24 protein-coding genes and 2 tRNA genes are annotated in these 25,629 nt (G+C 71.7%); 16 read left to right on the top strand and 10 right to left on the bottom strand.

Annotated elements, in window-relative coordinates; genetic code table 11:
• Window positions 1-71: 71 nt before the first annotated feature.
• The 3 genes from CR165_RS05100 to pnp form a co-directional block, all read right to left on the bottom strand.
• On the bottom strand, window positions 72-518 hold the full coding sequence (locus tag CR165_RS05100; protein WP_109515858.1) for a DoxX family protein: 447 nt from the start codon (window positions 516-518) through the stop codon (window positions 72-74).
• 111 nt (window positions 519-629) lie between these two features.
• Complete coding sequence (locus CR165_RS05095) at window positions 630-2,030, bottom strand: NAD(P)H-dependent flavin oxidoreductase (protein WP_109515857.1); 1,401 nt, start codon at window positions 2,028-2,030, stop codon at window positions 630-632.
• Between the two features lie 136 nt (window positions 2,031-2,166).
• Complete coding sequence (gene pnp / locus CR165_RS05090; protein ID WP_109515856.1) at window positions 2,167-4,362, bottom strand: polyribonucleotide nucleotidyltransferase; 2,196 nt, start codon at window positions 4,360-4,362, stop codon at window positions 2,167-2,169.
• Between the two features lie 505 nt (window positions 4,363-4,867).
• Between pnp and CR165_RS05085 the strand changes: the two genes are divergently transcribed.
• Window positions 4,868-5,770: a bifunctional helix-turn-helix transcriptional regulator/GNAT family N-acetyltransferase gene (locus CR165_RS05085; protein WP_245906122.1), complete on the top strand. Its 903-nt coding sequence runs from the start codon at window positions 4,868-4,870 to the stop codon at window positions 5,768-5,770.
• A 164-nt stretch (window positions 5,771-5,934) separates the two neighbouring features.
• Here the strand turns inward: CR165_RS05085 and CR165_RS05075 are convergent, their stop codons facing one another.
• The gene (locus CR165_RS05075) at window positions 5,935-7,542 is read right to left on the bottom strand and encodes a phosphoenolpyruvate carboxykinase (RefSeq protein WP_109515854.1); all 1,608 of its coding nucleotides are present in this window, start codon (window positions 7,540-7,542) and stop codon (window positions 5,935-5,937) included.
• A gap of 199 nt (window positions 7,543-7,741) precedes the next feature.
• Complete coding sequence (locus CR165_RS05070) at window positions 7,742-8,506, bottom strand: HugZ family pyridoxamine 5'-phosphate oxidase (RefSeq protein WP_109515853.1); 765 nt, start codon at window positions 8,504-8,506, stop codon at window positions 7,742-7,744.
• A 116-nt stretch (window positions 8,507-8,622) separates the two neighbouring features.
• Here CR165_RS05070 and CR165_RS05065 point away from each other — a divergent pair, with 116 nt between their 5' ends.
• Complete coding sequence (locus CR165_RS05065; RefSeq protein WP_109515852.1) at window positions 8,623-9,324, top strand: response regulator transcription factor; 702 nt, start codon at window positions 8,623-8,625, stop codon at window positions 9,322-9,324.
• Window positions 9,325-9,327: 3 nt separating this feature from the next.
• Window positions 9,328-11,037, top strand: a complete 1,710-nt coding sequence (locus tag CR165_RS05060; protein ID WP_109515851.1) for a sensor histidine kinase — start codon at window positions 9,328-9,330, stop codon at window positions 11,035-11,037.
• Window positions 11,038-11,050: 13 nt separating this feature from the next.
• Here CR165_RS05060 and CR165_RS05055 read toward each other — a convergent pair whose 3' ends face one another.
• Together CR165_RS05055 and CR165_RS05050 are read right to left on the bottom strand one after the other, a co-directional pair.
• Window positions 11,051-11,527 carry a GNAT family N-acetyltransferase gene (locus tag CR165_RS05055; protein WP_109515850.1) on the bottom strand — a complete coding sequence of 159 codons (477 nt, stop codon included), beginning with the start codon at window positions 11,525-11,527 and terminating at the stop codon, window positions 11,051-11,053.
• Window positions 11,527-12,486 (bottom strand): threonine/serine dehydratase, encoded by a 960-nt coding sequence (locus CR165_RS05050; RefSeq protein WP_109515849.1) that lies wholly within the window; start codon window positions 12,484-12,486, stop codon window positions 11,527-11,529. Before CR165_RS05050 ends, CR165_RS05055 begins: the two co-directional genes overlap by 1 nt.
• A gap of 161 nt (window positions 12,487-12,647) precedes the next feature.
• Between CR165_RS05050 and CR165_RS05045 the strand changes: the two genes are divergently transcribed.
• From CR165_RS05045 to CR165_RS05000, 10 genes are all read left to right on the top strand, one after another.
• Window positions 12,648-13,094: an HPr kinase/phosphorylase gene (locus tag CR165_RS05045; protein WP_109515848.1), complete on the top strand. Its 447-nt coding sequence runs from the start codon at window positions 12,648-12,650 to the stop codon at window positions 13,092-13,094.
• Window positions 13,091-14,068 (top strand): RNase adapter RapZ, encoded by a 978-nt coding sequence (gene rapZ, locus CR165_RS05040; protein WP_181378003.1) that lies wholly within the window; start codon window positions 13,091-13,093, stop codon window positions 14,066-14,068. Before CR165_RS05045 ends, rapZ begins: the two co-directional genes overlap by 4 nt.
• A 13-nt stretch (window positions 14,069-14,081) precedes the next feature.
• Window positions 14,082-14,540 carry a PTS sugar transporter subunit IIA gene (locus tag CR165_RS05035; RefSeq protein WP_109515847.1) on the top strand — a complete coding sequence of 153 codons (459 nt, stop codon included), beginning with the start codon at window positions 14,082-14,084 and terminating at the stop codon, window positions 14,538-14,540.
• A 122-nt stretch (window positions 14,541-14,662) separates the two neighbouring features.
• Entirely contained in the window at window positions 14,663-14,932 is a 270-nt protein-coding gene (locus CR165_RS05030; RefSeq protein WP_245906150.1) for an HPr family phosphocarrier protein, read from the top strand.
• Window positions 14,922-16,781 carry a phosphoenolpyruvate--protein phosphotransferase gene (ptsP, locus tag CR165_RS05025; RefSeq protein WP_109515846.1) on the top strand — a complete coding sequence of 620 codons (1,860 nt, stop codon included), beginning with the start codon at window positions 14,922-14,924 and terminating at the stop codon, window positions 16,779-16,781. Before CR165_RS05030 ends, ptsP begins: the two co-directional genes overlap by 11 nt.
• A 10-nt stretch (window positions 16,782-16,791) precedes the next feature.
• Window positions 16,792-17,457 carry a hypothetical protein gene (locus tag CR165_RS05020; protein ID WP_109515845.1) on the top strand — a complete coding sequence of 222 codons (666 nt, stop codon included), beginning with the start codon at window positions 16,792-16,794 and terminating at the stop codon, window positions 17,455-17,457.
• 111 nt (window positions 17,458-17,568) lie between these two features.
• On the top strand, window positions 17,569-18,876 hold the full coding sequence (ahcY, locus tag CR165_RS05015; RefSeq protein WP_109515844.1) for an adenosylhomocysteinase: 1,308 nt from the start codon (window positions 17,569-17,571) through the stop codon (window positions 18,874-18,876).
• A gap of 199 nt (window positions 18,877-19,075) precedes the next feature.
• Window positions 19,076-20,164 carry a TRAP transporter substrate-binding protein gene (locus CR165_RS05010; protein WP_109515843.1) on the top strand — a complete coding sequence of 363 codons (1,089 nt, stop codon included), beginning with the start codon at window positions 19,076-19,078 and terminating at the stop codon, window positions 20,162-20,164.
• Window positions 20,165-20,348: 184 nt separating this feature from the next.
• Window positions 20,349-21,155 (top strand): undecaprenyl-diphosphate phosphatase, encoded by an 807-nt coding sequence (locus CR165_RS05005; protein WP_109515842.1) that lies wholly within the window; start codon window positions 20,349-20,351, stop codon window positions 21,153-21,155.
• Between the two features lie 71 nt (window positions 21,156-21,226).
• A complete protein-coding gene (locus tag CR165_RS05000; RefSeq protein WP_109515841.1) occupies window positions 21,227-21,823 on the top strand; it encodes a hypothetical protein in 597 nt (198 codons plus the stop codon).
• 48 nt (window positions 21,824-21,871) lie between these two features.
• Here CR165_RS05000 and CR165_RS04995 read toward each other — a convergent pair whose 3' ends face one another.
• Entirely contained in the window at window positions 21,872-22,519 is a 648-nt protein-coding gene (locus CR165_RS04995) for a CoA transferase subunit B (RefSeq protein WP_109515840.1), read from the bottom strand.
• A gap of 17 nt (window positions 22,520-22,536) precedes the next feature.
• Complete coding sequence (locus CR165_RS04990) at window positions 22,537-23,274, bottom strand: CoA transferase subunit A (RefSeq protein WP_109515839.1); 738 nt, start codon at window positions 23,272-23,274, stop codon at window positions 22,537-22,539.
• Window positions 23,275-23,451: 177 nt separating this feature from the next.
• Between CR165_RS04990 and CR165_RS04985 the strand changes: the two genes are divergently transcribed.
• From CR165_RS04985 to CR165_RS04975, 3 genes are all read left to right on the top strand, one after another.
• A tRNA-Ala gene (locus CR165_RS04985) sits at window positions 23,452-23,527 on the top strand.
• 128 nt (window positions 23,528-23,655) lie between these two features.
• A tRNA-Ala gene (locus CR165_RS04980) sits at window positions 23,656-23,731 on the top strand.
• A gap of 117 nt (window positions 23,732-23,848) precedes the next feature.
• Window positions 23,849-24,832, top strand: coding sequence for a Bug family tripartite tricarboxylate transporter substrate binding protein (locus tag CR165_RS04975; RefSeq protein ID WP_109515838.1), 984 nt, complete (start codon window positions 23,849-23,851; stop codon window positions 24,830-24,832).
• Window positions 24,833-24,856: 24 nt separating this feature from the next.
• Here CR165_RS04975 and CR165_RS04970 read toward each other — a convergent pair whose 3' ends face one another.
• Window positions 24,857-25,588, bottom strand: coding sequence for an SDR family NAD(P)-dependent oxidoreductase (locus CR165_RS04970; RefSeq protein WP_245906120.1), 732 nt, complete (start codon window positions 25,586-25,588; stop codon window positions 24,857-24,859).
• Window positions 25,589-25,629 lie beyond the last annotated feature (41 nt).

Genomic DNA, 25,629 nt, shown 5'->3' with positions numbered 1-25,629 from the left:
GGACGTCTAGGGCCGAGGCAACGGGGCGGGCAGGGCTGCGGTGCGGGTCGGCGGCATCAGGCGGAGGGCACTCACTCGGCGGGAAGGGCCGCCATGCGGGAGGAGGAGGAGGAACGGCTGCGCGGCCGCGCGGCCAGGATGGAGACCACCACCAGCGCGCCGATCATGCCGACATGCTCGCCCGCGGTGTGGAAGGCGATGATGGCCCGCTCCCCCTCCAGAAGCCAGAAATGATGCACCAGGGGGATGGTCAGCGCCGTGAACACGCCCAGCGCCCCGGCGCCGAGCCAGGTCCAGCGGTTGAGGATGACCAGCGCCGAACCGCCGAGCTGGGTGATGACGACGAGGATGTTGAACAGCACCGGCGGGTTCAGGCCGAAATGCGCCATCTCGGCGACGCCGCCCTGGAAGTCCAGCAGCTTGCTGAGCCCGCTGCCCCAGAAGGGAAAGCAGAGCACCACCCTGGCCAGGATCTCGACCAGCGGGTGGCTCAGGATGGATTCGATCAGCTTCGGCACAGCAGCTTCCCCTGCCTCATACGGAACGGAAGCGGCATTATGCTTCCGCCCGCGAAAGGATTGCGCTCCCGCACAGGCGGGAGCGCGGTAACAAGGTGGTGAACTGCCTTCTCAGCGGCCGGACATGATCCGCTCGACCAGCTGCCGCACAGTGGGGATGAAGCCGTTCGAGTAGAACGGGTCCTGCCCGAAGCGATAGGCGTTGTGGCCGGCGAACATCAGGTTGTGCTCGATCTCGCCGTCATGCGCGATGTCCTGCAGCGTCTTCTGGATGCAGAAGCTGCGCGGGTCGGCCTTCTTGCCGTTGCTGTAGTCCGGCCCGTGCTGCGTCCAGTTGGAGAAGCGGCAGTGGCTGAGGCAGCCCATGCAGTCCGTCTGGTCCTTCAGGATCTCGCGGGCGTTCCCGGGCGTCACGAAGACCAGCGTGTTGTCCGGCGTGCGCAGCGCCTCGGTGTAGCCCTGCGCCTCCCAGTGATGCACGCGCTCCAGGTCGCCCGGCGCCAGCCAGACGAGGCGCTTGCGCGGGCCCACGCCGTATTCGGCGGTGTGCTCGCCCACCGGCTCAGGGCTGATCGCCACCTGCCGCTCGTTGCGCGCCTCGAGGTCGCGCAGGAAGTCGTTGCGGACGGCGGAGGAGTAGAAGCCGGTCGGCGAGAAGGGCTGCAGCAGCACGTCGCCGGGCTTCAGCGTCAGCAGGCGCTGCTTCCAGGCCTCGCTGATCGGGCTTTCCTTGGTCAGCAGCGGACGGGTGCCGAACTGGAAGGCGATGGGGCCGAGCTCCGGATTGTCGATCCAGTCCTCCCACTCCTCCAGCCACCAGACGCCGCCGGCCATGATGATCGGCACGTCGCCCAGGCCGAAGGCGCGCATCTGCTCGCGCAGCTTCAGCACGCGGGCATAGGGCGCCTCGGGCTTGTTCGGGTCCTCGGAGTTGGAGAGGCCGTTATGGCCGCCGGCCAGCCAGGGGTCCTCGTAGACCACGCCGCCCAGCAGCTCGGCCGCCTTGGAGTAGCTGCGCTTCCACAGCGCCGCGAAGGCCCGGCCGGAGGAGACGATGGGGTAGTAGAACACGCCGAACTCGCGGGCGATGTCGGCCAGCTTGTAGGGCATGCCGGCGCCGCAGGTGACGCCGTTGATCAGCCCCCGCGCGCCTTCCAGCACGCCGCGCAGCACGCGCTCGGCGCCGCCCATCTCCCACAGCACGTTGATGTGGATGCGGCCCTGGCCGTTCGAGCGCTCATAGGCCTCGCGCGCCTGGGTGATGCCACCCGAGATGCCGTAGGCCACGAGTTCCTCGTGCCGGTCGCGCCGGGTGCGGCCATGATAGACCTGCCGGATGACGTTGCCTTCGGCATCGTAGCTGTCGGCATTCACGCCGGAGAAGGTGCCGACGCCACCGGCGCCCGCCCATTCCCCGCAGGAAGCTCCCGTGGACACGGCCACGCCCTTGCCGCCTTCCACCAGCGGAAGCACGTCCACACCGCCCATCCGGATCGCGTTGATCGCCTTCACCGCAGCCTACCGTCCCAGAAGCTGTTTATCACGATATCGTCATATAGCGCGCCGGGGGCGCTTTCGCAGCCCCGGCGTTTGAAAACGCGCAACGGCCAGCGGCCGTTGCGCGCAAGAGGGGGAACCGGACCGGTCCTCAGTCGCGGCGGGGGCGGCGCTCGCGGCGCTCCTGCCGGCCCTCGCCATTGCCCTCGGCCTCGCCCTCGTCACGCGGACGGCGGGCACCGACCTGATCGCTGATGTCGGCACCCGTGGCCTGATCCACAACCCGCATGGACAACTTCACCTTGCCGCGGTCGTCGAAGCCCAGCACCTTCACCTTCACCTTGTCGCCCTGCTTGACGATGTCGGTGGTCTTGCTGACGCGCTCATTGGCCAGCTCGGAGATGTGGACCAGCCCGTCCTTGGCGCCGAGGAAGTTGACGAAGGCGCCGAACTCGGCGGTCTTCACCACGGTCCCGTTGTAGATCACGCCGATCTCGGGCTCGGCGGTGATGCCGCGGATGCGGTCGATCGCCGCCTGGGTCGCCTCGGGGCTGGTCGACGCGATCTTGATTGTGCCGTCATCCTCGATGTCGATCTTGGTGCCGGTGGTCTCGACGATGTCGCGGATCACCTTGCCGCCGGTGCCGATGACTTCGCGGATCTTGTCCTTCGGCACGTTGATCACGGTGATCTTCGGCGCGTTGGAGGCGACGTCCGTACGGGCGCCGGTCAGGCCCTTGGCCATCTCGCCCAGGATGTGCAGCCGGCCGCCCTTGGCCTGCTCCAGCGCGATGCGCATGATCTCGGGCGTGATCGAGGTGATCTTGATGTCCATCTGGAGGGAGGTGATGCCCTCCTCCGTGCCGGCCACCTTGAAGTCCATGTCGCCGAGGTGGTCCTCGTCGCCCAGGATGTCGGAGAGGACGGCGAAGCCGCGCTCCTCCTTGATCAGGCCCATGGCGATGCCGGCGCAGGGGCGCTTCAGCGGCACGCCCGCATCCATCAGCGACAGCGAGGTGCCGCAGACGGTGGCCATCGAGGAGGAGCCGTTCGACTCGGTGATCTCGGAGACCACGCGCATCGTGTAGGGGAAGGTGGACTTCTCCGGCAGCAGCGGCTTGATGGCGCGCCAGGCCAGCTTGCCATGGCCGATCTCGCGGCGGCCGGGGCTGCCCATCCGGCCCGTCTCGTTCACCGAGTAGGGCGGGAAGTTGTAGTGCAGCATGAAGTTCTCGCGGTACTCGCCCGCGAGCTGGTCGATGATCTGCTCGTCCTGGCCGGTGCCGAGGGTCGCCACGCAGAAGGCCTGCGTCTCGCCGCGGGTGAACAGCGCCGAGCCATGGGCGCGCGGCAGCACGCCGACCTCGGCCACGATCGGGCGCACGGTCTTGGTGTCGCGGCCGTCGATGCGGATGCCGGTGTCGAGGATGGCGTCGCGCACCACCGTCGCCTCCAGCTCCTTCAGCAGGCCCTTGGCGGCCTCGGCCTCCGTCTCGGAGAGCTGCGCCAGGATCGCCTTCTTGGCCTCGCCCACCTTCTTCTGGCGGAGGAGCTTCTGGGTCTCCTTGTAGGCCTCGCCGATCGGGGCGGAGCCCAGGGAGGCCAGCTTCTGCTTCAGAGCGGCGGTCTCGGCCGATTCCTCCGGCAGGTCCCAGGGCTCCTTGGCGGCGCGCTCGGCCAGCTCGATGATGCCCTCGATCACCGGCTGGAAGCCCTTGTGGCCGAAGGTCACGGCGCCCAGCATGTCGTCCTCGGACAGCTCATGCGCCTCGGACTCGACCATCAGCACGCCCTCGGCGGTGCCGGCGAGCACGAGGTCGAGCTTGGAGGACTTCATCTGCTCCAGCGTCGGGTTGAGGACATAGGCGCCCTCGATCAGCCCGACGCGCGCGGCGCCGACAGGGCCGAAGAACGGGATGCCGGAGAGCGTCAGCGCGGCCGAGCAGCCGACCAGCGCCACGATGTCCGGGCTGTTCTCCATGTCATGCGACAGCACCGTCGCGATGACCTGCACCTCGTTGCGGAAGCCCTCGGGGAAGAGCGGGCGGATCGGGCGGTCGATCAGGCGGGAGATCAGCGTCTCCGCCTCGGAGGGGCGCCCCTCGCGCTTGAAGAAGCCGCCCGGGATCTTGCCCGCCGCGAAGGCCTTCTCCTGGTAGTTCACGGTGAGCGGGAAGAAATCCTGCCCCGGCTTCACGCTGCGCGCGCCGACCACGGTGCAGAGCACGATGGTGTCGCCGAGGCGCGCCATCACCGCGCCGTCCGCCTGGCGGGCGACCTTGCCCGTCTCCAGGGTGAGCGTCTTACCGCCCCAGGCGATGTCCTTGCGGAAGTAGTTGTCGAACATGGATCGTCCTTAGCATCGCGGCCCGCGCATGGATGGCTGCGGGTCCTGCCTCTCCCCGCCCGGGCCCATGGCCGTGGCGGAGTGCCGAAAGAGCGATGCGGGAATTGCAGTGCCAGACCAGGTCTCCGCCTTCCCCATGGAAGGCTCTCGGCGTCTCGGGCGGCATGGGGTGGCCGCACGGCGGAACCGCGGGACGCACCATGTGGCCGGAAACGCCGCCACGCCCCTCGAAACGGATGGGGTCGCGCCTGGCGCAGCCGCTGTTCTTTCCCGCACGCTCGCGGGTCCGGGCCGGCCCGGTGGGGCGGCCCGCGCCGGGTTATGAACGGTCGGCGGGCCGGATGCTACGGAAAAATCACGGCGCCGCCCGCCCGCCCCTGCCACGGAGCGGCATGCGGGCCGGGATTCCCGGCGCCGGGCGGCCACCGGCCCGCCAAGGCCAGGATATCTCCTCCCTCCGGAATGCTTGACAGAGGCAGGCATATTCCTGCCTCTGTCAGGCATGTTGCCCGAGACCCTCATCCGCCGCTTCCACCGTGCCGTCACGCGGCAGGCGCAGGCGCTCGGCCCGCTGCCCGGCGGCGACCTGCCCCTGGCCGAGGCGCGCCTGGTCTATGAGCTGGCGCAGCAGCCCGGCAGCGCCGCCGCCGCGCTCGCGGCCCGGCTGGGGCTGGATGATGGCTACCTCTCCCGCCTGCTGCGCCGCCTGCAGGCACGCGGCTGGCTGGAGCGCCGCCCCGACCCGGCGGATGGGCGGCAGCACCGGCTGTTCCTGACGCCCGGCGGCCTGGCGGGCTTCGCCGCGCTGGACACCGCCGCCGACGCCCGGGCCACCGCCCTGCTGGCCGCCCGCCCCGCCGCCGACCGCCCGCGCCTGCTGGCCGCCATGGCCGAGATCCTGGCGCAGCTGGAGCCGGAGGAGGCGCTCCCCGTCACGCTGCGCCCGCACCGGCCGGGGGATCTCGGGACCATCATCGCCCGCCACGCCGCGCTCTATGCCGAGGAGCGGGGCTGGGACATCCGCTTCGAGGGAGCGGTGGCCGGCATCGTGGCGGAGATGCTGGCGCGCTTCGACCCGGCGCGGGAGCGCATCTGGGTGGCCGAGCGGGGCGCGCAGTTCCTGGGCTCCGTGGCGGTGGTGGCGGAGGCGCCGGGCGTCGCCAAGCTGCGGCTGCTGCTGCTGGAGCCGGCCGCGCGCGGCCAGGGGCTGGGCCGCCGCCTGCTGGGCGAGGCCGAGGCCTTCGCCCGTGCCGCCGGCCACCGCGCGATGGTGCTGTGGACCTATTCCTGCCTGACGGAGGCGCGCGGCCTCTACGCCGCGGCGGGCTGGAGCCTGCGGGAGAGCGTGCCGGAGCAGGCCTATGGCCATGCCCTGGTGGCGGAGAAATGGGACAAGGCCCTGGCCTGAGCCGGCATTCCGGGCCCGGGAGAAGCCGGGCCGGGCGAATCGGGGCCGCGCGAATCGGGGCCGGGAGAAGCCGGAAAAGACGAAGGGGCGGGGGAATCGCTTCCCCCGCCCCTTCCGCCCTGTCAGTTCGCCAGGCTCACATCGGCAGGCTCACATCGGCAGGTTCAGGCCGCCGCGCGCAGCGCCGCCGCCTTCACCTCGTCGCTCACCGTGCCGGCGAAGGTCTCGAAGTTCTTCTCGAACAGCGAGACGAGGTGCGCCGCGGTCTTGTCGTAGGCCGCCTTGTCGGCCCAGGATTCGCGCGGGTTCAGCACCTCGGCCGGCACGCCCGGCACGTCCTGCGGCACGGCGAGGCCGAAGAACGGGTCGGTCTCGAACTTCGCCTGGGCCAGGGAGCCGTCCAGCGCCGCGCGCAGCAGGGCGCGGGTGTGCTTGATGCTCATGCGGTGGCCGGTGCCGTAGCTGCCGCCGGTCCAGCCGGTGTTCACCAGCCACACCTGCGCGCCGTGCTTGGCGATCAGCTCGGCCAGCATCTTGCCGTACACCTCGGGGTGGCGCGGCAGGAAGGGCGCGCCGAAGCAGGTGGAGAAGGTGGCCTGCGGCTCCTTGCCCAGGCCCTTCTCGGTGCCCGCCACCTTGGCGGTGTAGCCGGACATGAAGTGGTACATGGCCTGCGCCGGCGTCAGCCTGGCGATCGGCGGCAGCACGCCGAAAGCGTCGGCCGTCAGCATCACCACGTTCTTCGGCAGCCCGGCCTGCCCGCCCGGCGCGGTGCCGGGGATGAACTCGATCGGGTAGCAGGAGCGGGTGTTCTCGGTCAGCGAGCCATTGTCGAGATCGAGGTTGCCGCGCTCATCGGCCACCACGTTCTCCAGCACGGCGCCGAAGCGGTGCGAGGCGTTCCAGATCTGCGGCTCGGCCTCCTGGCTGAGCTTGATGACCTTGGCGTAGCAGCCGCCCTCGAAGTTGAAGACGCCCTTGTCCGACCAGCCATGCTCGTCATCGCCGATCAGCGCGCGCTCGGGGTCGGAGGAGAGGGTGGTCTTGCCGGTGCCGGAGAGGCCGAAGAACAGCGCCGTGTCGCCCGCCTTGCCGACATTGGCGGAGCAGTGCATCGGCAGCACGCCCTTGGCCGGCAGCAGCCAGTTCATGACCGTGAAGATGCTCTTCTTGATCTCGCCCGCGTAGCTGGTGCCGGCGATGCAGATCACCTTCTTGGCGAAGGAGAGCGCGATCAGCGTGGTGGAGCCGGCGCGGCCGCCATGCTCCGGCTTCGCCTCCATCTCCGGCGCGTGCAGGATGGTGAAGTCCGGCGTGAAGGAGGCCAGTTCCTCGACCGGCGGGCGGATGAACATGTTGCGCGCGAACAGCGCGTGCCAGGCATTCGTCGTCACCAGCCGCACGCGGATGCGGTGCTCCGGGTCGGCGCCGGCGTAGAGGTCCTGCGTGAACAGCTCCTCCCGGCTGCCGAGCCAGGCGCGCGCATCGGCGGTGAAGGCCTCGAACTTGGCGGGGTCCAGCTTCTGGTTGACCTTGCCCCACCAGATCTCGCTGGTCACCTCGGGGTCGTCGGCCACGAACTTGTCCTGCACCGAGCGGCCGGTGTGCTGGCCCGTCACCGCGATGAAGGCACCATCCGCCGAGAGCCGGCCCTCGCCGCGGCGCAGCGCCTGGGCGTACAGCCCGGCGGCGGTCAGGTTGGCATGGACCTCGGGGGTGGCGGTCACGCCGGTGCCGGCGAGAGCCTCCAGGGCGGGGTTCGACGCTGTCATCTGGCAGCATTCTCCAAGATCAAGGCGCTTTTCCTCCAGCGGAAGATCCGTGGGGCAGTAGCCATTGAAGGCCCCCGGGCCGCGCGGCATCCCGCACAACCGCGTGCCACATGCTCTGCGAACCGGGTGGTGGAGAGAACCTAGAAGCTTGCCTAGCAATTGGTCAATGTAAGTGTTGTCGTCATATTATATGACAAGATCACGACCCGTTTCCTGCCTGCTGGCCTCGTGCCACGCGCCCCCGCCGGGCGGCCTCCACCAGCGCCGCGCGCATTCCGGCAAGGTCCGCCACGGGTTCCGGGAAGTCGTGGCGGCACACGCGCTCCCCCAGCGCCAGGTCGCAGCCATCCACGTCGGCGGCCACCATGCGCCACGGCCCAGCCTCCCCGCCGCACAAATGGACGGCAATGATTTCAATGGCTTCGGCATGGTCCTCGTTCATGTGCGCGCAGATCCCGGCTTCTGCCGCGGCGATCGCCGCCACCGCCGCGGGGCTGGGCCGCAACTCGCTGCCGCGCAGCCGCGTGGCCGCCGCGAAGCCGCCAACCAGCAGCGCCGCCTGCGGCCGGATGCGCCAGAGCGCGAAGTCGGCGAAGCCGGCGTAGAGCGCCGCGTAGGGGTGCAAAGCCAGCCAGCGTGCCTTCAGGGCGGCCGTCTCATCCCCCGAGACGCGCTCCGCCAGCCCCGTCACAGTTGCGCGAGGCGCGGTCTGGGGGTTGGCACCCTCGGCCCGGCCCTGCACCATCAGCGCGCAGCGCGGCTCGCGCGACAACTGCCGCGTGTGCTCGGAGAGGCCGGAGAGCCAGAGCAGCACCGAAAGATCCGGCGCCATGGCGGGCGTGACGAGGCTGGCGAAGGGCTGGCCCTCCTGCTGCGTCGCCAGAGTCGCGCTCCGCGCCCCGCGCAGCAGCGCCCGCGCCTGCCGGATGGCGGCGGCGCGCGCGGCTTCGGGCTTGTCGTTCATCCCCCTCGCCTCCTAATGCGCATGCGGCGGCCCGGCCCGTGCCACAATCCCGGCGCATCCCGGCCGCATCCGCAGGGACAATGCCTCGACACGGGAGGCCGCAGGAGCCAGACCACATGCCCGCCACGATCGCCCTGGTCGATGACGACCGCAACATCCTCACCTCGGTCTCCATGACGCTGGAGCAGGAGGGCTTCCAGGTGCGCACCTACACCGATGGCGAGAGCGCCCTGCAGGGCCTGCTCTCCCGCCCGGCGGACCTCGCGGTGCTGGACATCAAGATGCCCCGCATGGACGGGATGGAGCTGCTGCAGCGGCTGCGCCAGCGCTCCTCGATGCCGGTGATCTTCCTCACCTCGAAGGACGAGGAGCTGGACCAGCTGATGGGGCTGCGCCTCGGCGCCGACGACTACATCACCAAGCCCTTCAGCCAGCGCCTGCTGCTGGAGCGCATCCGCGCCCTGCTGCGCCGCAACGAGGCCAGCCGCGCCGAGGGCAGCGGCGCGCCGCCCTCCGGCGTCATCACCCGCGGCGACCTGACGCTGGACGAGACCAAGCACACCTGCCTCTGGAAGGGCGAACAGGTGCAGCTCACCGTCACGGAGTTCCTGCTGGTGAAGGCGCTGGCGCAGCGCCCGGGCATGGTGAAGAACCGCGACCAGCTGATCGACGCCGCCTATGGCGAGGCGATCTACGTGGACGACCGCACCATCGACAGCCACGTGAAGCGGGTGCGCAAGAAGTTCCGCGCCGTGGACGACGACTTCTCGATGATCGAGACCCTCTACGGCATCGGCTACCGCTACAAGGAAGCCTGATCCTTGCCCGACGCCAGCGGCCCTCCCGGCGGCACCGCCGCCCTGCCCGCCCCGCCCCGCCTCCAGGCGCCGCGCGCCGCGCGGCGGCGGGTCTCGCCGCTGCTGCGCCGGATCCTGCTGCTGAATATCATGGCGCCGGCGCTGCTGGCGGCGGCGCTGCTCTACCTCGACCAGTACCAGAACGGCCTGCTCTCGGCCGAGGTGGAGGCGCTGCGCACCCAGGCGCGCATCTATGCCGGCGGCATCGCCGAGGCGGCGGTGCGGATCCAGGACGACCGCGCCGTGCTGGTGCCCGACACCGCCCGCCCCCTGCTGCGCCGCCTGGTGGAGCCCAGCCCCAACACCCAGGCCAAGCTGTTCGACACCACCGGCCTGCTGGTGGCCGACAGCCGGGTGCGGGAGGGCCAGGGCGGCGCCATCGTCACCGAGCCGCTGCCGCCGCCGGAGCAGCGCAGCGCCTTCGCCGGCACCATCGCCGGGCTGTACGACCGCATCCTCGCCCTGCTGCCGCGCTCGGTCTACGGCCCGCGCAGCGCCGACGACGCCGTGTTCGTCGATGTCGGCCCCGACGCCCCCTCCTTCGACTGGCAGCCCGCCCTCGGCCCCGACCGGCGGGAGGAGCTGCGCCTGGCGCTGGAAGGCGGCGTGCGCCCCTATATCCGCCGCACCCGGGAGGGGCGGCTGCTGGTCTCGGTGGCCGTGCCGGCGCGGCGCGGCAGCCAGAGCGTCGGCATCGTGCTGCTGACGCGCGAGGCGCGGCAGGTGGACCAGCGCCTGCTGGAGATCCGCTCCTCGGTGCTCGGCCTGTTCCTGCTGGCGCTGGTGCTGACGGTCGCGGCCTCGCTCTACCTCGCCCGCACCATCGCCTCGCCGATCTTGGCGCTGGCCGGCGCGGCGGCGGCGATGCGCCAGGGCAAGGGGCGCGCCGGCTCGGTGCCCGCCCCACTGATGGAGCGCTCCGACGAGATCGGCATCCTGGCGCGGGACCTGCAATCCTCCGCCACCGCGCTGTGGGCGCGCATCGACCAGAACGAGCGCTTCGCCGCCGACGTGGCGCACGAGCTGCGCAACCCGCTGACCAGCGTGCGCAGCGCCATCGAGACGCTGCGCCGCATCGAGAACCCCGAGCACCAGAAGCGCCTGCTCGCCATCATCGCCGATGACGCGGTGCGGATGGATCGCCTCATCGCCGACATCGCCGATTCCTCGCGCGTCGACGCGGAGCTCTCCCGCACCGCCTCGGAGCCGGTGGACATCGCCCCCATCCTCTCGGCGCTGGCCGAGCTGCACAACACCACCCGCGCCGCCGACGGCCCGTCGGTGGAGCTGGACATGGCGCCCGGCCCGCTGGTGGTGCGCGGCGTCGAGGGGCGGCTGGTGCAGGTGATCCGCAACCTGCTGGGCAACGCCCTCTCCTTCTCGCCGCCCAATGGCCGCGTGACGATGCGCGCCCGCCCGACCGGCGCGATGATGGAGTTCATGGTGGAGGATGAGGGCCCCGGCATCCCCGAGGCCAAGCTCGAGGGCATCTTCGCCCGCTTCTACAGCGAGCGGCCGGAGGGCGAGGAGTTCGGCCAGCATTCCGGCCTCGGCCTGTCGATCAGCCGGCAGATCGTGGAAGGGCTGGGCGGCCGCATCAGCGCCGAGAACAAGCGCGACGAGGCCGGCCGGGTGACGGGGGCGCGCTTCGTGGTACGGCTGCCGCTGGGGTGAGGCGGCCCCAGCCTCAGGCGCCGTGGCGCGGCGGCAGGTCGCGCCACTCGAAGAAGGTCTTGGTGCCGGCGGCGAAGCCGGCCGTCTCGTAGAAGCGCAGCGTGCCGGGCTCCTTCGAGCCGGTGGCGAGCATCACCTTGTAGCAGCCCTCCGCCCGCGCCGCCGCCAGCGCGGCGTGCAGCACCGCGTGGCCCAGGCCGCGCCGCCGCCAGCCGGCATGGGTGACGACATTCTCCACCAGCGCGTAGGGCCGCAGCCCGCGCAGCACGCTCGGCACCACCACCAGCGTGCAGGAGGCCACTGGAAATTCCTCCGCCTCCGCCAGGAAGACGGTGGCGCGGGCCAGCAGGGCCGCCCAGGCTGGGGCCGCGGCCTCCGGCGACAGTGGCGGGTCCTCCGGGTTCAGGTGGCGGTAGAGCGCCAGCATCCCCGGCAGGTCCGCCGCCCGGGCGGGGCGGATCGTGGCCGCCGGGGGTGGTGCCCCGCCCATCACGCCAGGCTGGCCGGGTCGGTGTTGGCGCCGCAAACCACCACGCCCACCCGCGCGCCCGGCGGCGGCACGAAGGCGCCGCAGAGCAGCGCCGCCAGCGCCGTGGCGCCGCCCGGCTCGGCCACCAGCCGGCAGACATCCCACAGCGTCTTCTGCGCGGCGAGGATGGCGGCATCCGGCACCAGCAGCGCGGTGCCGATGTTGCGGCGCGCCACCTCGAACATCAGCCCGCCCACCTGCCGCGCGCCCAGGCTGTCGGCCGCCACGCCGCCCACCGGGGCGGGCACCGGCGCGCCCTCGCGCAGCGCGGTGAACAGGGTGGGGCAGCCCTCGGGCTCCACGCTCACCACCTCGGCGCGCTCGCCATACCAGGCGGCCATGCCGCCGATCAGCCCGCCGCCGCCGGTGGCCACCAGGATGTGCGTCAGCTCCGGCGCATCCTCCTCCAGCTCCATCGCCAGCGTGCCCTGGCCGGCCAGCACCTCGGGCTGGTCGTAGGCGTGCACGATCAGCGCGCCCGTCCCGGCGGCGCGCGACTCGCTGGCGTCGCGCGCCTCGTTGTAGGTGGCGCCGCCCTGCACCAGCGTGGCGCCATAGGCACGGATGCGCGCCAGCTTGGCCGGGCCGGTGATCTCGGGGACGAAGATCTCCGCCTTCACGCCGAGCGCGCGGGCGGCATAGGCCACCGCCGCGCCGTGGTTGCCGCCCGAGGCGGCGATCACCCCCGCCGCCGGCAGCGGGTGGGAGAGCATGCGGTTGAAGGCGCCGCGCGGCTTGAAGGAGCCGGCGGCCTGCAGCAGCTCCAGCTTCAGCGTCACGTCGCAGGGCGTGCCGAGGTCGGCGGCGGCGAGTCGCAGCAGCGGCGTGCGGCGGATATGCGGGGCGATGCGGGCCGCGGCGGCCTGGATGGCGGCGGCATCGGGCGGCAGGGCCCGTCCGGGCAGGGAGGAGTCGCTCATGGCGCCGCAGCGTGGCACCGGGCTGGAGCGACAGCAATGGAGTGGCGGCGCGGGCACCCGAAACCGGGCCGCCACCGCAACCGTAGGTGCTAATCGGGTCGGCCTTTTACAGCCGCCTCGATCCTGCCATATTTCAGCAGATTTCAGGGAGGCACCGGCGGATGATGCTGCACGGGAGCTGCGTGGCATTCCAGGGGGCGGGCGTGCTGTTCCTCGGCCCCTCGGGGTCCGGCAAATCCGACCTCGTCCTGCGCCTGATGCAGCGGGGCTGGCAGCTCGTGGCCGATGACCAGGTGGTGCTGGAGGAGACGGCGGAAGGTGCCCGCGCCAGCGCCCCGCCGCCGCTGGCCGGGCTGCTGGAGGTGCGCGGCGTCGGCCTGTTCCAGGGCCTGCCGCACGGGGCGGCGCCGCTGCGGCTGGTGGTGGACCTCGCCCCCCGCGCCGCCATCCCGCGCCTGCCGGAGCCGCGCGGCTTCGCGGCGCCCGGCGGCGAATTGCCGGCGCTCTCGCTGCACGCCTTCGACGCCTCCACCCCGGCCAAGCTGGAGCTGGCCCTCGCCGCCGCCCAGGCGCGGCTGCGCCAGCGCGCCGGGGCCTTCGCCGCATGAGCGCCAGCCGGCCGGTGGTGATGGTGACCGGCCTCTCCGGCGCCGGCAAAAGCTCGATTCTGCGGGTGCTGGAGGATCTGGGCTTCGAGAGCATCGACAACCCGCCCCTCTCGGTGCTGGAGGAGGTGGTGCGCGAGGGCGGCACCATGCCCATCGCCGCCGGCGTCGACGCCCGCACCCGCGGCTTCGACTCGGAGGGGCTGCTCGGCCTGCTGCAACGCCTGCGGGAGAGCGCCGGCATCGCCCCGCAGCTGCTCTACGTCACCGCCGAGGCGCCGGTGCTGCTGCGCCGCTTCTCCGAGACGCGCCGGCGCCACCCGCTGGCGCCGGGCGGCTCGCTCGGCAGCCGGGTGGCAGACGGCATCGCGCGGGAGGAGGCGCTGCTCGGCGGCCTGCGCGACGCGGCCGATCTCGTCATCGACACCACCGACCTGCCGCTGCCCGACCTCCGCCGCCTGGTGGAGCGGCGCTTCCGCGTGCTGGACGGGCACGGCATGGCCGTCTCGGTGATGTCCTTCGCCTACCCGCGCGGCCTGCCGCGCGAGGCGGACCTGGTGCTGGACGTGCGCTTCCTGCGCAACCCGCATTACGACCCGCTGCTGCGGCCGCACACCGGTCACAACGCGGCGGTGGCTGCCTATATCAAGGCCGATGCCGAATTTGGCCCATTCTGGCAACGCATGACGGCGCTGCTGGACCCGCTGTTGCCTCGCTACGCGGCAGAGGGCAAGAAATACCTCACCGTCGCGCTCGGCTGCACGGGGGGCAAGCATCGCTCCGTGCTGCTGGCCGAACTGCTCTCGGCGCATCTGACCGCCCAGGGCTGGCGGGTCGACCTCAGCCACCGCGAACTGGATGCCGCCGGCCGCCACGCCGCGGCCGCCAACGCGCCATCCACGGGGCAGGATGCCCCAACCGGCGCCCAGGCGCCATCGACATATCCGGGTCGGGAGGCCCCTCCTTGCACAGCATGATGGCGTATCCCTGATGATCGGGCTGGTACTGGTCAGCCATGGCCGCCTGGCTGAGGAGTTCCGCCGGGCCATGGAGCATGTCGTCGGGCCGCAGACGCAGGTCGCGACGGTCTGCATCGGCCCGGAGGACGACATGGAGGACTGCAAGCGCGGCATCCTCGGCTGCGTCGACGGGGTTGACCAGGGCGACGGCGTGGTGATCCTGACCGACATGTTCGGCGGCACGCCCTCCAACCTCGCCACCGCCGTGGCGCAGTCCGAGAGCGGCACGCGGGCGATCGAGGTGATCGCCGGCGTCAACCTGCCGCTGCTGGTCAAGCTCGCCCGCGTGCGCGGGGCCGAGCCGCTGGGCCCCGCCGTGGAGCATGCGATCCGCGCCGGGCGTCACTATATCGCCTGTGCCACCCCTGCCCGCTGCGCCCCCCCCGGCGAGATGGCGCAGCAGGGCCAGGGCATGACCCCCGGGACGTGACGCCCCGGACCCCAGTCAAGGAAGCCGACGTGACCTTTTCCCCCCGCCCCGCCGCCGCCCATGCGCCGTCCGACATGTTCCGCGCCGCGCCCGCGGCGGCCGCGGCGCCCTCCGGCAACCCCATGGCGCTGCGGCGCGCGCTGCGGATCACCAACAGCCGCGGCCTGCACGCGCGGGCGGCGGCCAAGCTGGTCTCCCTCGCCGAGCGATTTTCCGCCTGCGTGACCGTCGCGCGCGATGGTCAGGCGGTGCCCGCATGCTCCATCATGGGGCTGATGATGCTGGGTGCCGGCAAAGGCAGCGAGGTCGTGGTGGAAGCCGAAGGGTGGGATGCCAGGGAAGCTCTCGACGCAGTGGCCGGCCTGATCGAGGCCGGCTTCCATGAAGACTGAGAAGACAGAGAGAACCGAGAAGCCCGAGGCGCCGAAGGCCGCCGAGGCACCGCGCCGCGCCCCGCGCCGCCAGCGCGAGATGACCGTCCGGGGCATCCCGATCAGCCCCGGCGTCGCCATCGGCGCGGTCTACGACACCAGCGAGGAGCCCACCGTGGCGCCGCGCCGCGCCATCGTGGCCGCGCAGGTGGAGGAGGAGCGGCAGCGCCTGGCCGCCGCCGTCACCGCCAGCCGCAAGCAGGTGGCCAAGCTCAAGGCGCGCCTCGGCGTGCTGCCCGAGGAGGCGCAGGAGGAGCTGGAGCCGCTGCTCGACGCCTACGCCATGATGCTGGGCGAGAGCCGGTTGCTGCGCGGCGCCCGCCGCCGCATCGGCGAGGAGCTGCTGGCGGCCGAGACGGCGGTGCAGGACGAGGCGGAGGCGATCGCCGCCATCATCCTCGCCGCCAAGGACGACGACAAGGCCGGGCTGAGGCGCCGCGCCGGCGAGGTGCGCGAGATCGCCCGCCGCCTGACGCGCAACCTCACCGCCACCCCCTTCCGCAGCCTGAAGGAGGTGCCCGCCGGCGCCATCCTGGTGGCCGAGGAGCTGACGCCGGCGGATGCCGCGCTGCTCGACCCCTCGCGCATCGCCGGCGTGGCGACCGAGGAGGGCGGCTCGGATGGCCACACCGCCATCATGCTGCGCGCGCTCGGCATCCCCTCCGTGCTGGGCTGCGCCGGGCTGACCGAGGCGGCGCGGCGCGGCGACGAGGCGGTGCTGGACGGCGCCGCCGGCACCATCGTGCTGCGCCCCGGCGCGGCCGCGCTGGAGGTGGGGCAGGAATCGCTCGCCGCCTACGCCAAGGAGAAGTCGCGCCTCTCCAAGCTGCGCCGCCTGCCCTCCGTCACGCTCGACGGCGAGGAGGTGGAGCTGCAGGCCAACCTGGAGATCCCGGCCGAGCTGCCGCTGATCGCCCAGGCCGGCGCGCAGGGCATCGGCCTGCTGCGCACCGAGTTCCTGTTCATGAACCGCGAGGATCTCCCCGACGAGGACGCGCAGTTCGAGGCCTACAGCCAGATCGTCGGCCCCATGGCGGGGGATGGCGTGACCATCCGCGTGCTGGACTGGGGCGGCGAGAAGGACATGGAGGCGCTGGCCCAGGGCGTGGAGCCCTGGCACAGCGGCCCCAACCCGGCGCTCGGCCTGCGCGGCATCCGCATGCTGCTGAAGCGCCCCGAGCTGCTCGAGTCGCAGTTCGCCGCCATCCTGCGGGTGGCGACGCAGGGGCCGGTGCGCATCCTGCTGCCGATGGTGACCATCCCGGCCGAGGTGGCGCAGGCGCGCGAGATCTATGAGCGCGTCATCCGCCGGCTGCGCCGCAAGGGCGTGGCGCTGCCGGAGAAGCTGCCGCCGCTCGGCGCCATGATCGAGACGCCGGGCGCCGCGCTGGCGGCGGACGCCATCGCGCTGGAGGCGGATTTCTTCGCCATCGGCACCAACGACCTGGCCATGTACACCCTGGCGGTGGACCGCGCCGAGGCGGAGGTGGCGCATCTCTACGACCCGCTGCACCCGGCCGTGCTGCGGCTGGTGCAGTTCGCCACCGAGGCAGCGCTGCGGCTGCGCATGCCGGTCTCGGTCTGCGGCGAGATGGCGGGCAACCCGCGGCTGGTGCCGCTGCTGCTTGGCCTCGGGCTGCGCTCGCTGTCGATGAACGCCAGCGCCATCCCGCGCGTGAAGCAGATGGTGCGCACCCTGAAGATCGACGATTGCGCCCGTTTCGCGCGGCGTGTCATGGAGCAGGGCGACCCGCAACGGATCCAGGAGCTGGTGCTGAACTTCGGCGAGCCGGCGGCCGGACGTGAGTGAGAGCCGACCCATGAGCGAAGCCGCCCCGGCGGAGAGGGATGAGGACGAGGCGCCTCCTGCCGGCGAGAGCGTCAATATCGGCCTGCCGCACATGAGCAAGGCGGAGCTGGCGCTGTTCCGCGACGTGCTGGGGCGCGGCTATGAGCGCTACTCCGAGTTCGGCCTGGGCGGCTCGACGCTGGAGGCGGTGCGCAGCGGCTTCAAGACGCTGGTGGCGGTCGATTCGGACGAGCGCTGGGTGCAGGCGGTGCGCCGGCATCCGGAGATGGCGGCGGCGCGGCGCAGCAGGCGGCTGAGCGTGCTGCACGCGCGCATCGGGCCCGTCGGCGCCTGGGGCAAGCCCTCCGACCCCGCCACCATCCGCACCTGGTCGCGCTATGTCGGCACCGCCTGGGCCGAGTGGGCGCGGCGCGGGGAGAAGCCGGACCTCGTCTTCGTCGATGGCCGGTTCCGCGTGGCCTGCGCCCTGTCGGCCCTGCTGGCCTGCCCGGACAACCCGCCCCTGCTGATGGTGCACGACATGACGGAGGGGCGCATGCGCGGCTACGGCGCCATGCTCCGCTTCTGCGAGACGGTGGAGCAGGCCGAGTCGCTGCGCGTGCTGCGGGCCATGCCGGGGCGTGACAACGCGGCCCTGCTGACCACCTTCGTCGAGTCCCTGCTGATCCACGGATAGGCGGGCTCGGCCCTGCGCCGCGGCACATAAACCCATCCTTATATGTTACGCATTACCCTGGCCGCCGCCGGGTGGCTGTGCTATCGCGCCCGCCAACTGCGGAGAAAGCTCATGCCCGACGCGAACACCGGCTTCACCGACTACAAGGTCAAGGACATCTCGCTGGCCGCCTGGGGCCGGAAGGAGATCTCGATGGCCGAGGACGAGATGCCCGGCCTGATGGCGCTGCGCGCCGAATACGGCCCGAGCCAGCCGCTGAAGGGCGCGCGCATCGCGGGCAGCCTGCACATGACCATCCAGACCGCCGTGCTGATCGAGACGCTGACCGCGCTCGGCGCCGAGGTCCGCTGGTCCTCCTGCAACATCTTCTCCACCCAGGACCACGCGGCCGCCGCCATCGCCGCCGCCGGCATCCCGGTCTTCGCCTGGAAGGGCCTCTCCGAGGAGGAGTTCTGGTGGTGCATCGACCAGACCGTCCGCGGCCCGGATGGCTGGGAGATCAACATGATCCTGGACGATGGCGGTGACCTCACCACCGTGGTCCACGACAAGTACCCCGAGCTGCTGCCCGGCATCCGCGGCCTGTCCGAGGAGACCACCACCGGCGTGCACCGCCTGTGGGACATGGTGAAGAAGGGCACGCTGAAGGTTCCCGCCATCAACGTGAACGACAGCGTCACCAAGTCGAAGTTCGACAACCTCTATGGCTGCCGCGAGAGCCTGGTGGACGCCATCCGCCGTGGCACGGACGTGATGATGGCCGGCAAGGTCGCCGTCGTCGCCGGCTTCGGCGACGTGGGCAAGGGCTCCGCCGCCAGCCTGCGCAACGCCGGCTGCCGCGTGCTGGTGACCGAGGCCGACCCGATCTGCGCCCTGCAGGCCGCCATGGAAGGCTATGAGGTCGTGACGATGGAGGAGGGCGCGCCGCAGGGCGACATCTTCGTCACCGCCACCGGCAACATCGACGTCATCACGCTCGACCACATGCGGGCGATGAAGCACCGCGCCATCGTCTGCAACATCGGCCACTTCGACTCCGAGATCCAGATCGGCGCCCTGCGCAACTTCCAGTGGGACAACGTGAAGCCGCAGGTGGACGAGGTGGTGTTCCCCGACGGCAAGCGCCTGATCGTGCTGTCCGAGGGCCGCCTGGTGAACCTGGGCAACGCCACGGGCCACCCGAGCTTCGTCATGTCGGCCAGCTTCTCCAACCAGGTGCTGGCGCAGATCGAGCTGTGGACCAACGCCAAGGCCTATGAGTGCAAGGTCTACACCCTGCCCAAGAAGCTGGACGAGAAAGTGGCGGCGCTGCATCTCGGCAAGGTCGGCGCCAAGCTGACCAAGCTCTCCCCCGCCCAGGCCGAGTATATCGGCGTGCCGGTGAGCGGCCCCTTCAAGCACGAGGAATACCGCTACTGAGGCGGCGCGGGGCGGGGGCCTGCACCCCGCCCCGCCCTCGCTCTCCCGGCCTTGCGCGAAACGGCAAGTTTCCTGACCTAATCGCGCAAGAAAATTTCCCTTTTGCCCTTTCCTCCGACCGGATTTGGCGGGATAAGCAGCGCCCCGGCTCCTCCAGGAGCCGTCACTGCGCCTCGATCCCGTCGGGAGGAAAGCCCCCATGAACCGCCGCGCCCTGCTCGGCGCCGCCGCCACCGCCGCGCCGGCCGCCCTTGCCATGCCTGCCCTGGCCCAGTCGGCCCCGGAGCTGCGCTGGCGCCTGACCAGCTCCTTCCCGCGCAACCTCGACATCCTCTACGGCGCGCCGGAGATGATCGCCCGCCGCGTGGCGGCGATGACGGACAACAAGTTCCAGATCCGCGTCTTCCCCGCCGGCGAGATCGTCGGCGGGCTGCAGGCGCTGGACGCGGTGCAGGCCGGCACGGTGGAGTGCGCCCACACCGCCCCCTACTACTATGTCGGCAAGGACCCCGCCTTCGCCTTCTTCACCGCCATGCCCTTCGGGCTGAACACCCGCATGTTCAACGCCTGGTACCGCCATGGCGGCGGCGCGGCGCTGGCGGCGGAGCTGTTCGGCACCTACAACATCGTGGCCTTCACCGCCGGCGACACGGGCGCCCAGATGGGCGGCTGGTTCCGCAAGGAGGTGAAAACGCTGGCCGACCTGCAGGGGCTGAAGTTCCGCGTCGCCGGCTTCGCGGGCCAGGTCTTCGCCAGGCTCGGCGCGGTGCCGACCCAGGTTGCGGCGGCCGACATCTACCCCTCGCTCGAGCGCGGCACGCTGGACGCGGTGGAGTTCGTCGGTCCCTATGACGACGAGAAGCTGGGCTTCTCCCGCGTGGCGCCGAACTACTACTTCCCGGGCTTCTTCGAGCCCGGCGCGCGGCTGCACCTGATGGTGAACAAGGCCGCCTTCGAGGCGCTGCCGACCGCCTACAAGGCGGCGCTGGAAGCCGCCTGCGCCGAGGCCGACCAGGACATGACGGCGCGCTACGACGCCGCCAACCCGCAGGCGCTGCGCCGGCTGATCGCCGCCGGCACCCAGCTCCGCCCCTTCTCGCGCGAGATCCTCTCCGCCGCCTGGAAGGCGACGCACGAGCTCTACGACGAGACGGGCGCCAAGAACGAGCGGTTCAAGACCATCTGGGAGTCCTATCGCCGCTTCCGCGACGACGAGTACACCTGGTTCCGCGTCGCCGAGAACTCCTTCGACAACTTCGCCTTCACCGCCTCGCAGACGGTGCGCTGAGCCGGAAGACGAGCGGCGTCAGAGCCGGCGGGGCCTCCCCGCCGGCGCTTTTTTTACTCTTTCGTTCAGATACCGGGCCGATCCGTAGAAATTCATCGTCCCGGCTCTCCCGCACTGCACAATACGGCATGACAGGCCCCGCGCCGAAGGGTAGTCGGAGCCGCACCCTGCGCAGGATGTCTCCATGGACTTTGCTTCGCTGCTTTCCGCGGTGCTGATGGGCATTGTGGAAGGCGTCACCGAGTTCCTCCCCATCTCCTCGACCGGCCACCTGATTCTCCTCGGCGAGGCGATCGGCTTCCAGGGTCCTCCCGGCAAGACCTTCGAGATCAGCATCCAGTTCGGCGCCATCCTGGCGGTGATCTGGCTGTTCCGCGCGACGCTGATCCGCATCGCCTTCGGCATGTGGCGGCGCGGCAGCGCGGAATACTACTACGCCATCAACATCCTGCTGGCCTTCCTGCCGGCCATGGTGCTGGGCGCCACCCTCTACGGCTACATCACCAGCCTGCTCTACACGCCGCTGGTGGTGGCGCTGGCGCTGATCGCCGGCGGCATCGCCATCATTGTCATCGAGAAGCTGCGCGCGGCGCCGACCATCCACACCGTGCCCGAGATCGGGCCGGTGGCGGCGCTGCTGATCGGTTTCGGCCAGGCGCTGGCCATGGTGCCGGGCACCAGCCGCTCCGGCGCCACCATCATCAGCGCGCTGCTGGTGGGGGTGGAGCGGCGCGCGGCGGCGGAGTTCAGCTTCCTGCTGGCCGTCCCCACCATGCTGGCCGCCACCGTGTTCAGCCTGTGGAAGAACCGGGCGGTGCTCGATGTCTCGGCGGTGGGGCAGATCGGCGTCGGCTTCGTCGTCACCTTCGTCGTGGCGCTGGTGGTGGTGCGCTGGCTGATGGGCGTGATCGGCCGCATCGGCTTCACCCCCTTCGGCTGGTACCGCATCGTGCTCGGGGTGCTGATCCTGGGCTGGCTGGCGGTGGCGTGAATTCCTTGAAGCCGGCGGGCCGGATCGGCCATCCTGCCGGCTTCTTCCTTTCCGGACGGGCTTCTGCTGACATGTGGCGCGCGCTGTTCCTGGCTCTCCTGCTTCCATCGGCGCCGGCCCTGGCCCAGATGTGGCCCAACGAGGTGGGGCTGGGCGGCGACATCATGGCCGGCAGCGGCCGGCAGTTCGACCGGCTGCGCCAGGCGGCGCCCGCCGCGCCGGCCCCCGCCTTCGCCGCTCCCGCCCCTGCCTCTCCCTTCGCGTCCCCGGCCGCCATCCCGCCCGGCCGCGCGCCGATCCCGATGCTGGACTGGGCCCCGCCGCCCCTGCCGACCGCCACGCCGCGCCAGGCGCCCGCGCGCCGCGCCGCGCCAGCCCCGCGCCGTGCCGCGAGCACGCCCGCTGCGCCGCGCGCCACGGCCAGCCAGGATTGGGAGCGCACCCTCTCCGAACGCGAGCGCGAGCTGGAGACGTTGCGCCGCCGCCTGGAGGAGGACCGCCGGCGCTACGAGGCGCAGCGCGCCGCAACGCCCGCCTACAGCCGGGGCCCCGCCCAGCCGCAGGCCCAGCCTGCCGCTCCCATGCCGCAGCAGCCTTCCCTCACCGGCGCGGGCGCCGGCCTGCCCACGCCCGGCCCTGTGCCCACCCCGGGCCCGCGGCCACAATAGCCCCCGCGCACCGGGAGAGGCCTGGCCCCTCCCGGCCGGGGCGGCGCCTCAGCCGATGCCGGCGCCGAGCGCGAAGCTGGCCTCGGTCTTCTCCCGCACCTCGTCGAGCGTGACGCCGGGCGCCAGCTCGGTCAGCGTCATGCCGCCCTTCTGCCGGTCGATGGCGAAGACGGCGAGCTCGGTGATCACCATGTCCACCACCGCCTTGCCGGTCAGCGGCAGGGCGCATTCGCGCAGCAGCTTGGGCTTGCCGCCGGCGGTGTGCTCCATCAGCACCACCACCTTCTTCACGCCGGCCACCAGGTCCATGGCGCCGCCCATCCCCTTCACCATCTTGCCGGGGATCATCCAGTTGGCGAGGTCGCCATTCTCCGCCACCTGCAGCGCGCCCAGGATGGACAGGTCGATATGCCCGCCGCGGATCATGGCGAAGCTGTCGGCCGAGGAGAAGAAGCTGGTGGTGGGCAGCACCGTCACGGTCTGCTTGCCGGCGTTGATCAGGTCCGGGTCCTCGTCCCCCTCATAGGGGAAGGGGCCCATGCCCAGCATGCCGTTCTCCGACTGCAGCTGCACGCTCATCCCGTCGGGGATGTGGTTGGCCACCAGCGTCGGGATGCCGATGCCGAGATTGACGTAGAAGCCGTCCTGCAGTTCGCGGGCGGCGCGGGCGGCCATTTCGTCGCGGGTCCAGGGCATGGTCGTTCTCCTCTCCCTCAGGCGACGTTGCTGGTGGCGGGGTTCAGGTCGGTCACCCGCTTGCGCACGGTGCGCTGCTCGATGCGCTTCTCGTAGCCCTCGGGCAGCTTGACGATGCGCTTCACATAGATGCCGGGGGTGTGGATGTGGTCGGGGTCGAGCTCGCCCGGCTGCACCAGGTGCTCCACCTGCACCACCGTCATCGTCGCGGCGGTGGCCATCATCGGGTTGAAGTTGCGCGCCGTCTTGCGGAAGACGAGGTTGCCCTCGGTGTCCGCCTTCCAGGCGTGGATGATGGCGAGGTCGGCGAACAGGCCGCGCTCCATCACATAGGTCTCGCCGTCGAACTCCCGCGTCTCCTTGCCCTCGGCCACGGCGGTGCCGACGCCGGTCTTGGTGAAGAAGGCGGGGATGCCGGCGCCGCCGGCGCGGATGCGCTCGGCCAGCGTGCCCTGCGGGTTGAACTCGATCTCCAGCTCGCCGGCCAGGAACTGCTCGGCGAAGGTCTTGTTCTCGCCCACATAGGAGGAGATCATCTTCCGGATCTGCCGCGTCTTCAGCAGCAGGCCGAGGCCCGCATCGTCGATGCCGGCATTGTTCGAGACGACGGTGAGGTCCTTCACGCCGGAATCGCGGATCGCCTCGATCAACGCCCCCGGAATGCCGCACAGACCGAAGCCGCCGGAATGGATCAGCATGCCGTCGCGCAGCACGCCGTCGAGCGCGGCGCGCGCATCGGGGTAGACTTTCCGCATTTGACGCTCCCCAGTTTCGGATGCGGGGGAGGCTACCGGCCATGACGCGGCTGCGAAAGGGGCGCGCGGTGGCGTGCCGCACGTGCACGGAGGGGTGGCGCGGATGCGGCGAAAAAATCCCGCCTCCCCCGCTTGCGTGGCCCAGGCGCGCTCGTTATACCCCCGCCACTTCCCTGAGGGGCCATAGCTCAGTTGGGAGAGCGCTTGAATGGCATTCAAGAGGTCGTCGGTTCGATTCCGATTGGCTCCACCAGTTCCACAGGCCGCCCGGCAACGGGCGGCCTGTTGCATTTCCGGCCTCTGAACCGCCCTTCAAGAGCCCGCCGCAAGGCCGCTTGCACGGCGCCCGCACCGCCGCTATATCGCCGCCTCGCTTCCTGTGGGGCCATAGCTCAGTTGGGAGAGCGCTTGAATGGCATTCAAGAGGTCGTCGGTTCGATTCCGATTGGCTCCACCAGTTCCGAACGGGCCGCTCAGCCACTGAGCGGCCCGTTTCGTTTGCGGCCTTCCGGCTTCCCGCGCCCGGCGGCGCCGCGCTAGCTTCGGCGCAACCATCACGCCGGAGGAAGCCCCCATGCCGCTCGCGCCGCGCCGCGCCCTGCTCGCCGCCCCCGCCCTGCTGCTGCCCGCCCTGCGGCCCGGCGCCGCGCGGTCCCAGCCCGCCTGGCCCAGCCGGCCCATCCGCCTCATCGTCCCCTTCGCCGCCGGCGGCGCGGCGGACAGCGCGGCGCGCACCATCGCCCCCCGCATGGGCGAGCGCCTGGGCCAGACCATCGTGGTGGAGAACCGCACCGGCGCGGGCGGCAGCGTCGGCGGCGGCGTGGTGGCGCAGGCGGCGCCCGACGGGCACATGCTGCTGTGGGACGCCTCCTCCCACCTCGTGAACCCCGCGCTGCTGAAGGGCCTGCCCTTCGACTACGCCACCGCCTTCACCCCCGTCTCGTTGGTCACCACCTTTCCGCAGGTGCTGGCGGTGCGCGCGGACAGCCCGGCGCAGGATCTGGCGGGCTTCATCGCCCTGGCGAAGTCGCGCCCCGGCCAGCTCAACATCGGCACCCAGGGCAATGCCACGGCGGGGCACCTGGCGGTGGTGCAGCTCGGCCGGCTGGCCGGCATCGAGGTGCAGCACGTGCCCTATCGCGGCGGCGCCGACGCGGCGCGCGACATCGCCGGCGGCAATCTGGACGCGGTGTTCATCACCGCCCTCTCGGCCGCGCCGGTGGTGGCCTCCGGCCGGGCGCGCTTCCTGGCCGTGGCGGCGGAGCGGCGCGTCTCGGTGCAGCCGGAGGTGCCCACCTTCGCCGAGGCCGGGCTGCTCGGCCTCACCCTCTCCGAATGGGCGGCGCTGTTCGGCCCCGCCGGGCTGCCGGAGGCCATCGCCACCCGTCTGCACGCCGTGCTGGCCGAATCGCTGGCCGAGCCGGAGGTGCAGGCGCGCCTCGCCCAGCTCGCCGCCGTGCCGGTGGGCAGCAGCCCGGCCGACTTCGCCCGCTTCGTGCGCGAGGGGCGGCAGAGCATGGCGACGCTGGTGCGGGAGGCGAACATCCGCGTGGAGTGAGCCTCCCCGGCCATGGCGGGGCGGCTACACCACCACCCCGCCATCGACATGCAGCACCTGCCCGGTGATGTAGCCGGCCCGCTCCGAGGCGAGAAAGGCGATCGCCTCCGCCACGTCCTGCGGCAGGCCCAGGCGACGCAGCGGGATGCGGGCGACCACCGCCTCCCACGCCTTCGCGTCCAGCGCCGCATGCGCGCCGGAGTCCTTCTGCGTGTAGCCTGGCGCCACGGCGTTGACGGTGACCGCCGGCGCCCATTCCAGCGCCAGCGCCTTCACCAGCGCCTCCACCCCCGCCTTGGCCGTGGCGGAGGCGGGGAACACCGCGCTGTCGGTGCGGAAATTGTGCGCCACGAAGGAGGAGACGGCGACCAGCCGCGGCGCCCGCCCCGCCGCCAGCAGCGGCCCCGCGGCGCGCGCCAGGCGGAACAGCGCCGTCAGGATGGTGTCCTGGCTGCGGGCGAAGGCCTCGTCCGTGAGCTGCGCCACCGGCGTGCGGTCGGCGAAGCCGGCGTTGGAGACCAGCACGTCCAGCCCGCCCAGGGCGGCGGCGGCCTCGGCCACCAGCCGCGCGGGGGCGTCCGGCGCGGCCAGGTCGGCCAGCAGCACGGTGGCCTCGGCGCCGCGCGCGCGGGCCTCCGCCGCCACGCGCTCCGCCCCCGCGCGGTTGTTGCGGGCGTGCACGGCCAGCGCCACGCCCGGCCCGGCGAGCGCCCGCGCCGTGGCGGCGCCGATGCCGCTCGACGCGCCCGTGACCAAGATTCTCCGCTCCACCGTCATGCCTGCCTCCCTGCCTTGCC

The sequence above is a fragment of the Teichococcus aestuarii genome, assembly GCF_003116135.1.
GTDB lineage: Bacteria > Pseudomonadota > Alphaproteobacteria > Acetobacterales > Acetobacteraceae > Pseudoroseomonas > Pseudoroseomonas aestuarii.
This window is presented reverse-complemented; position numbering and strand designations above follow the sequence as displayed.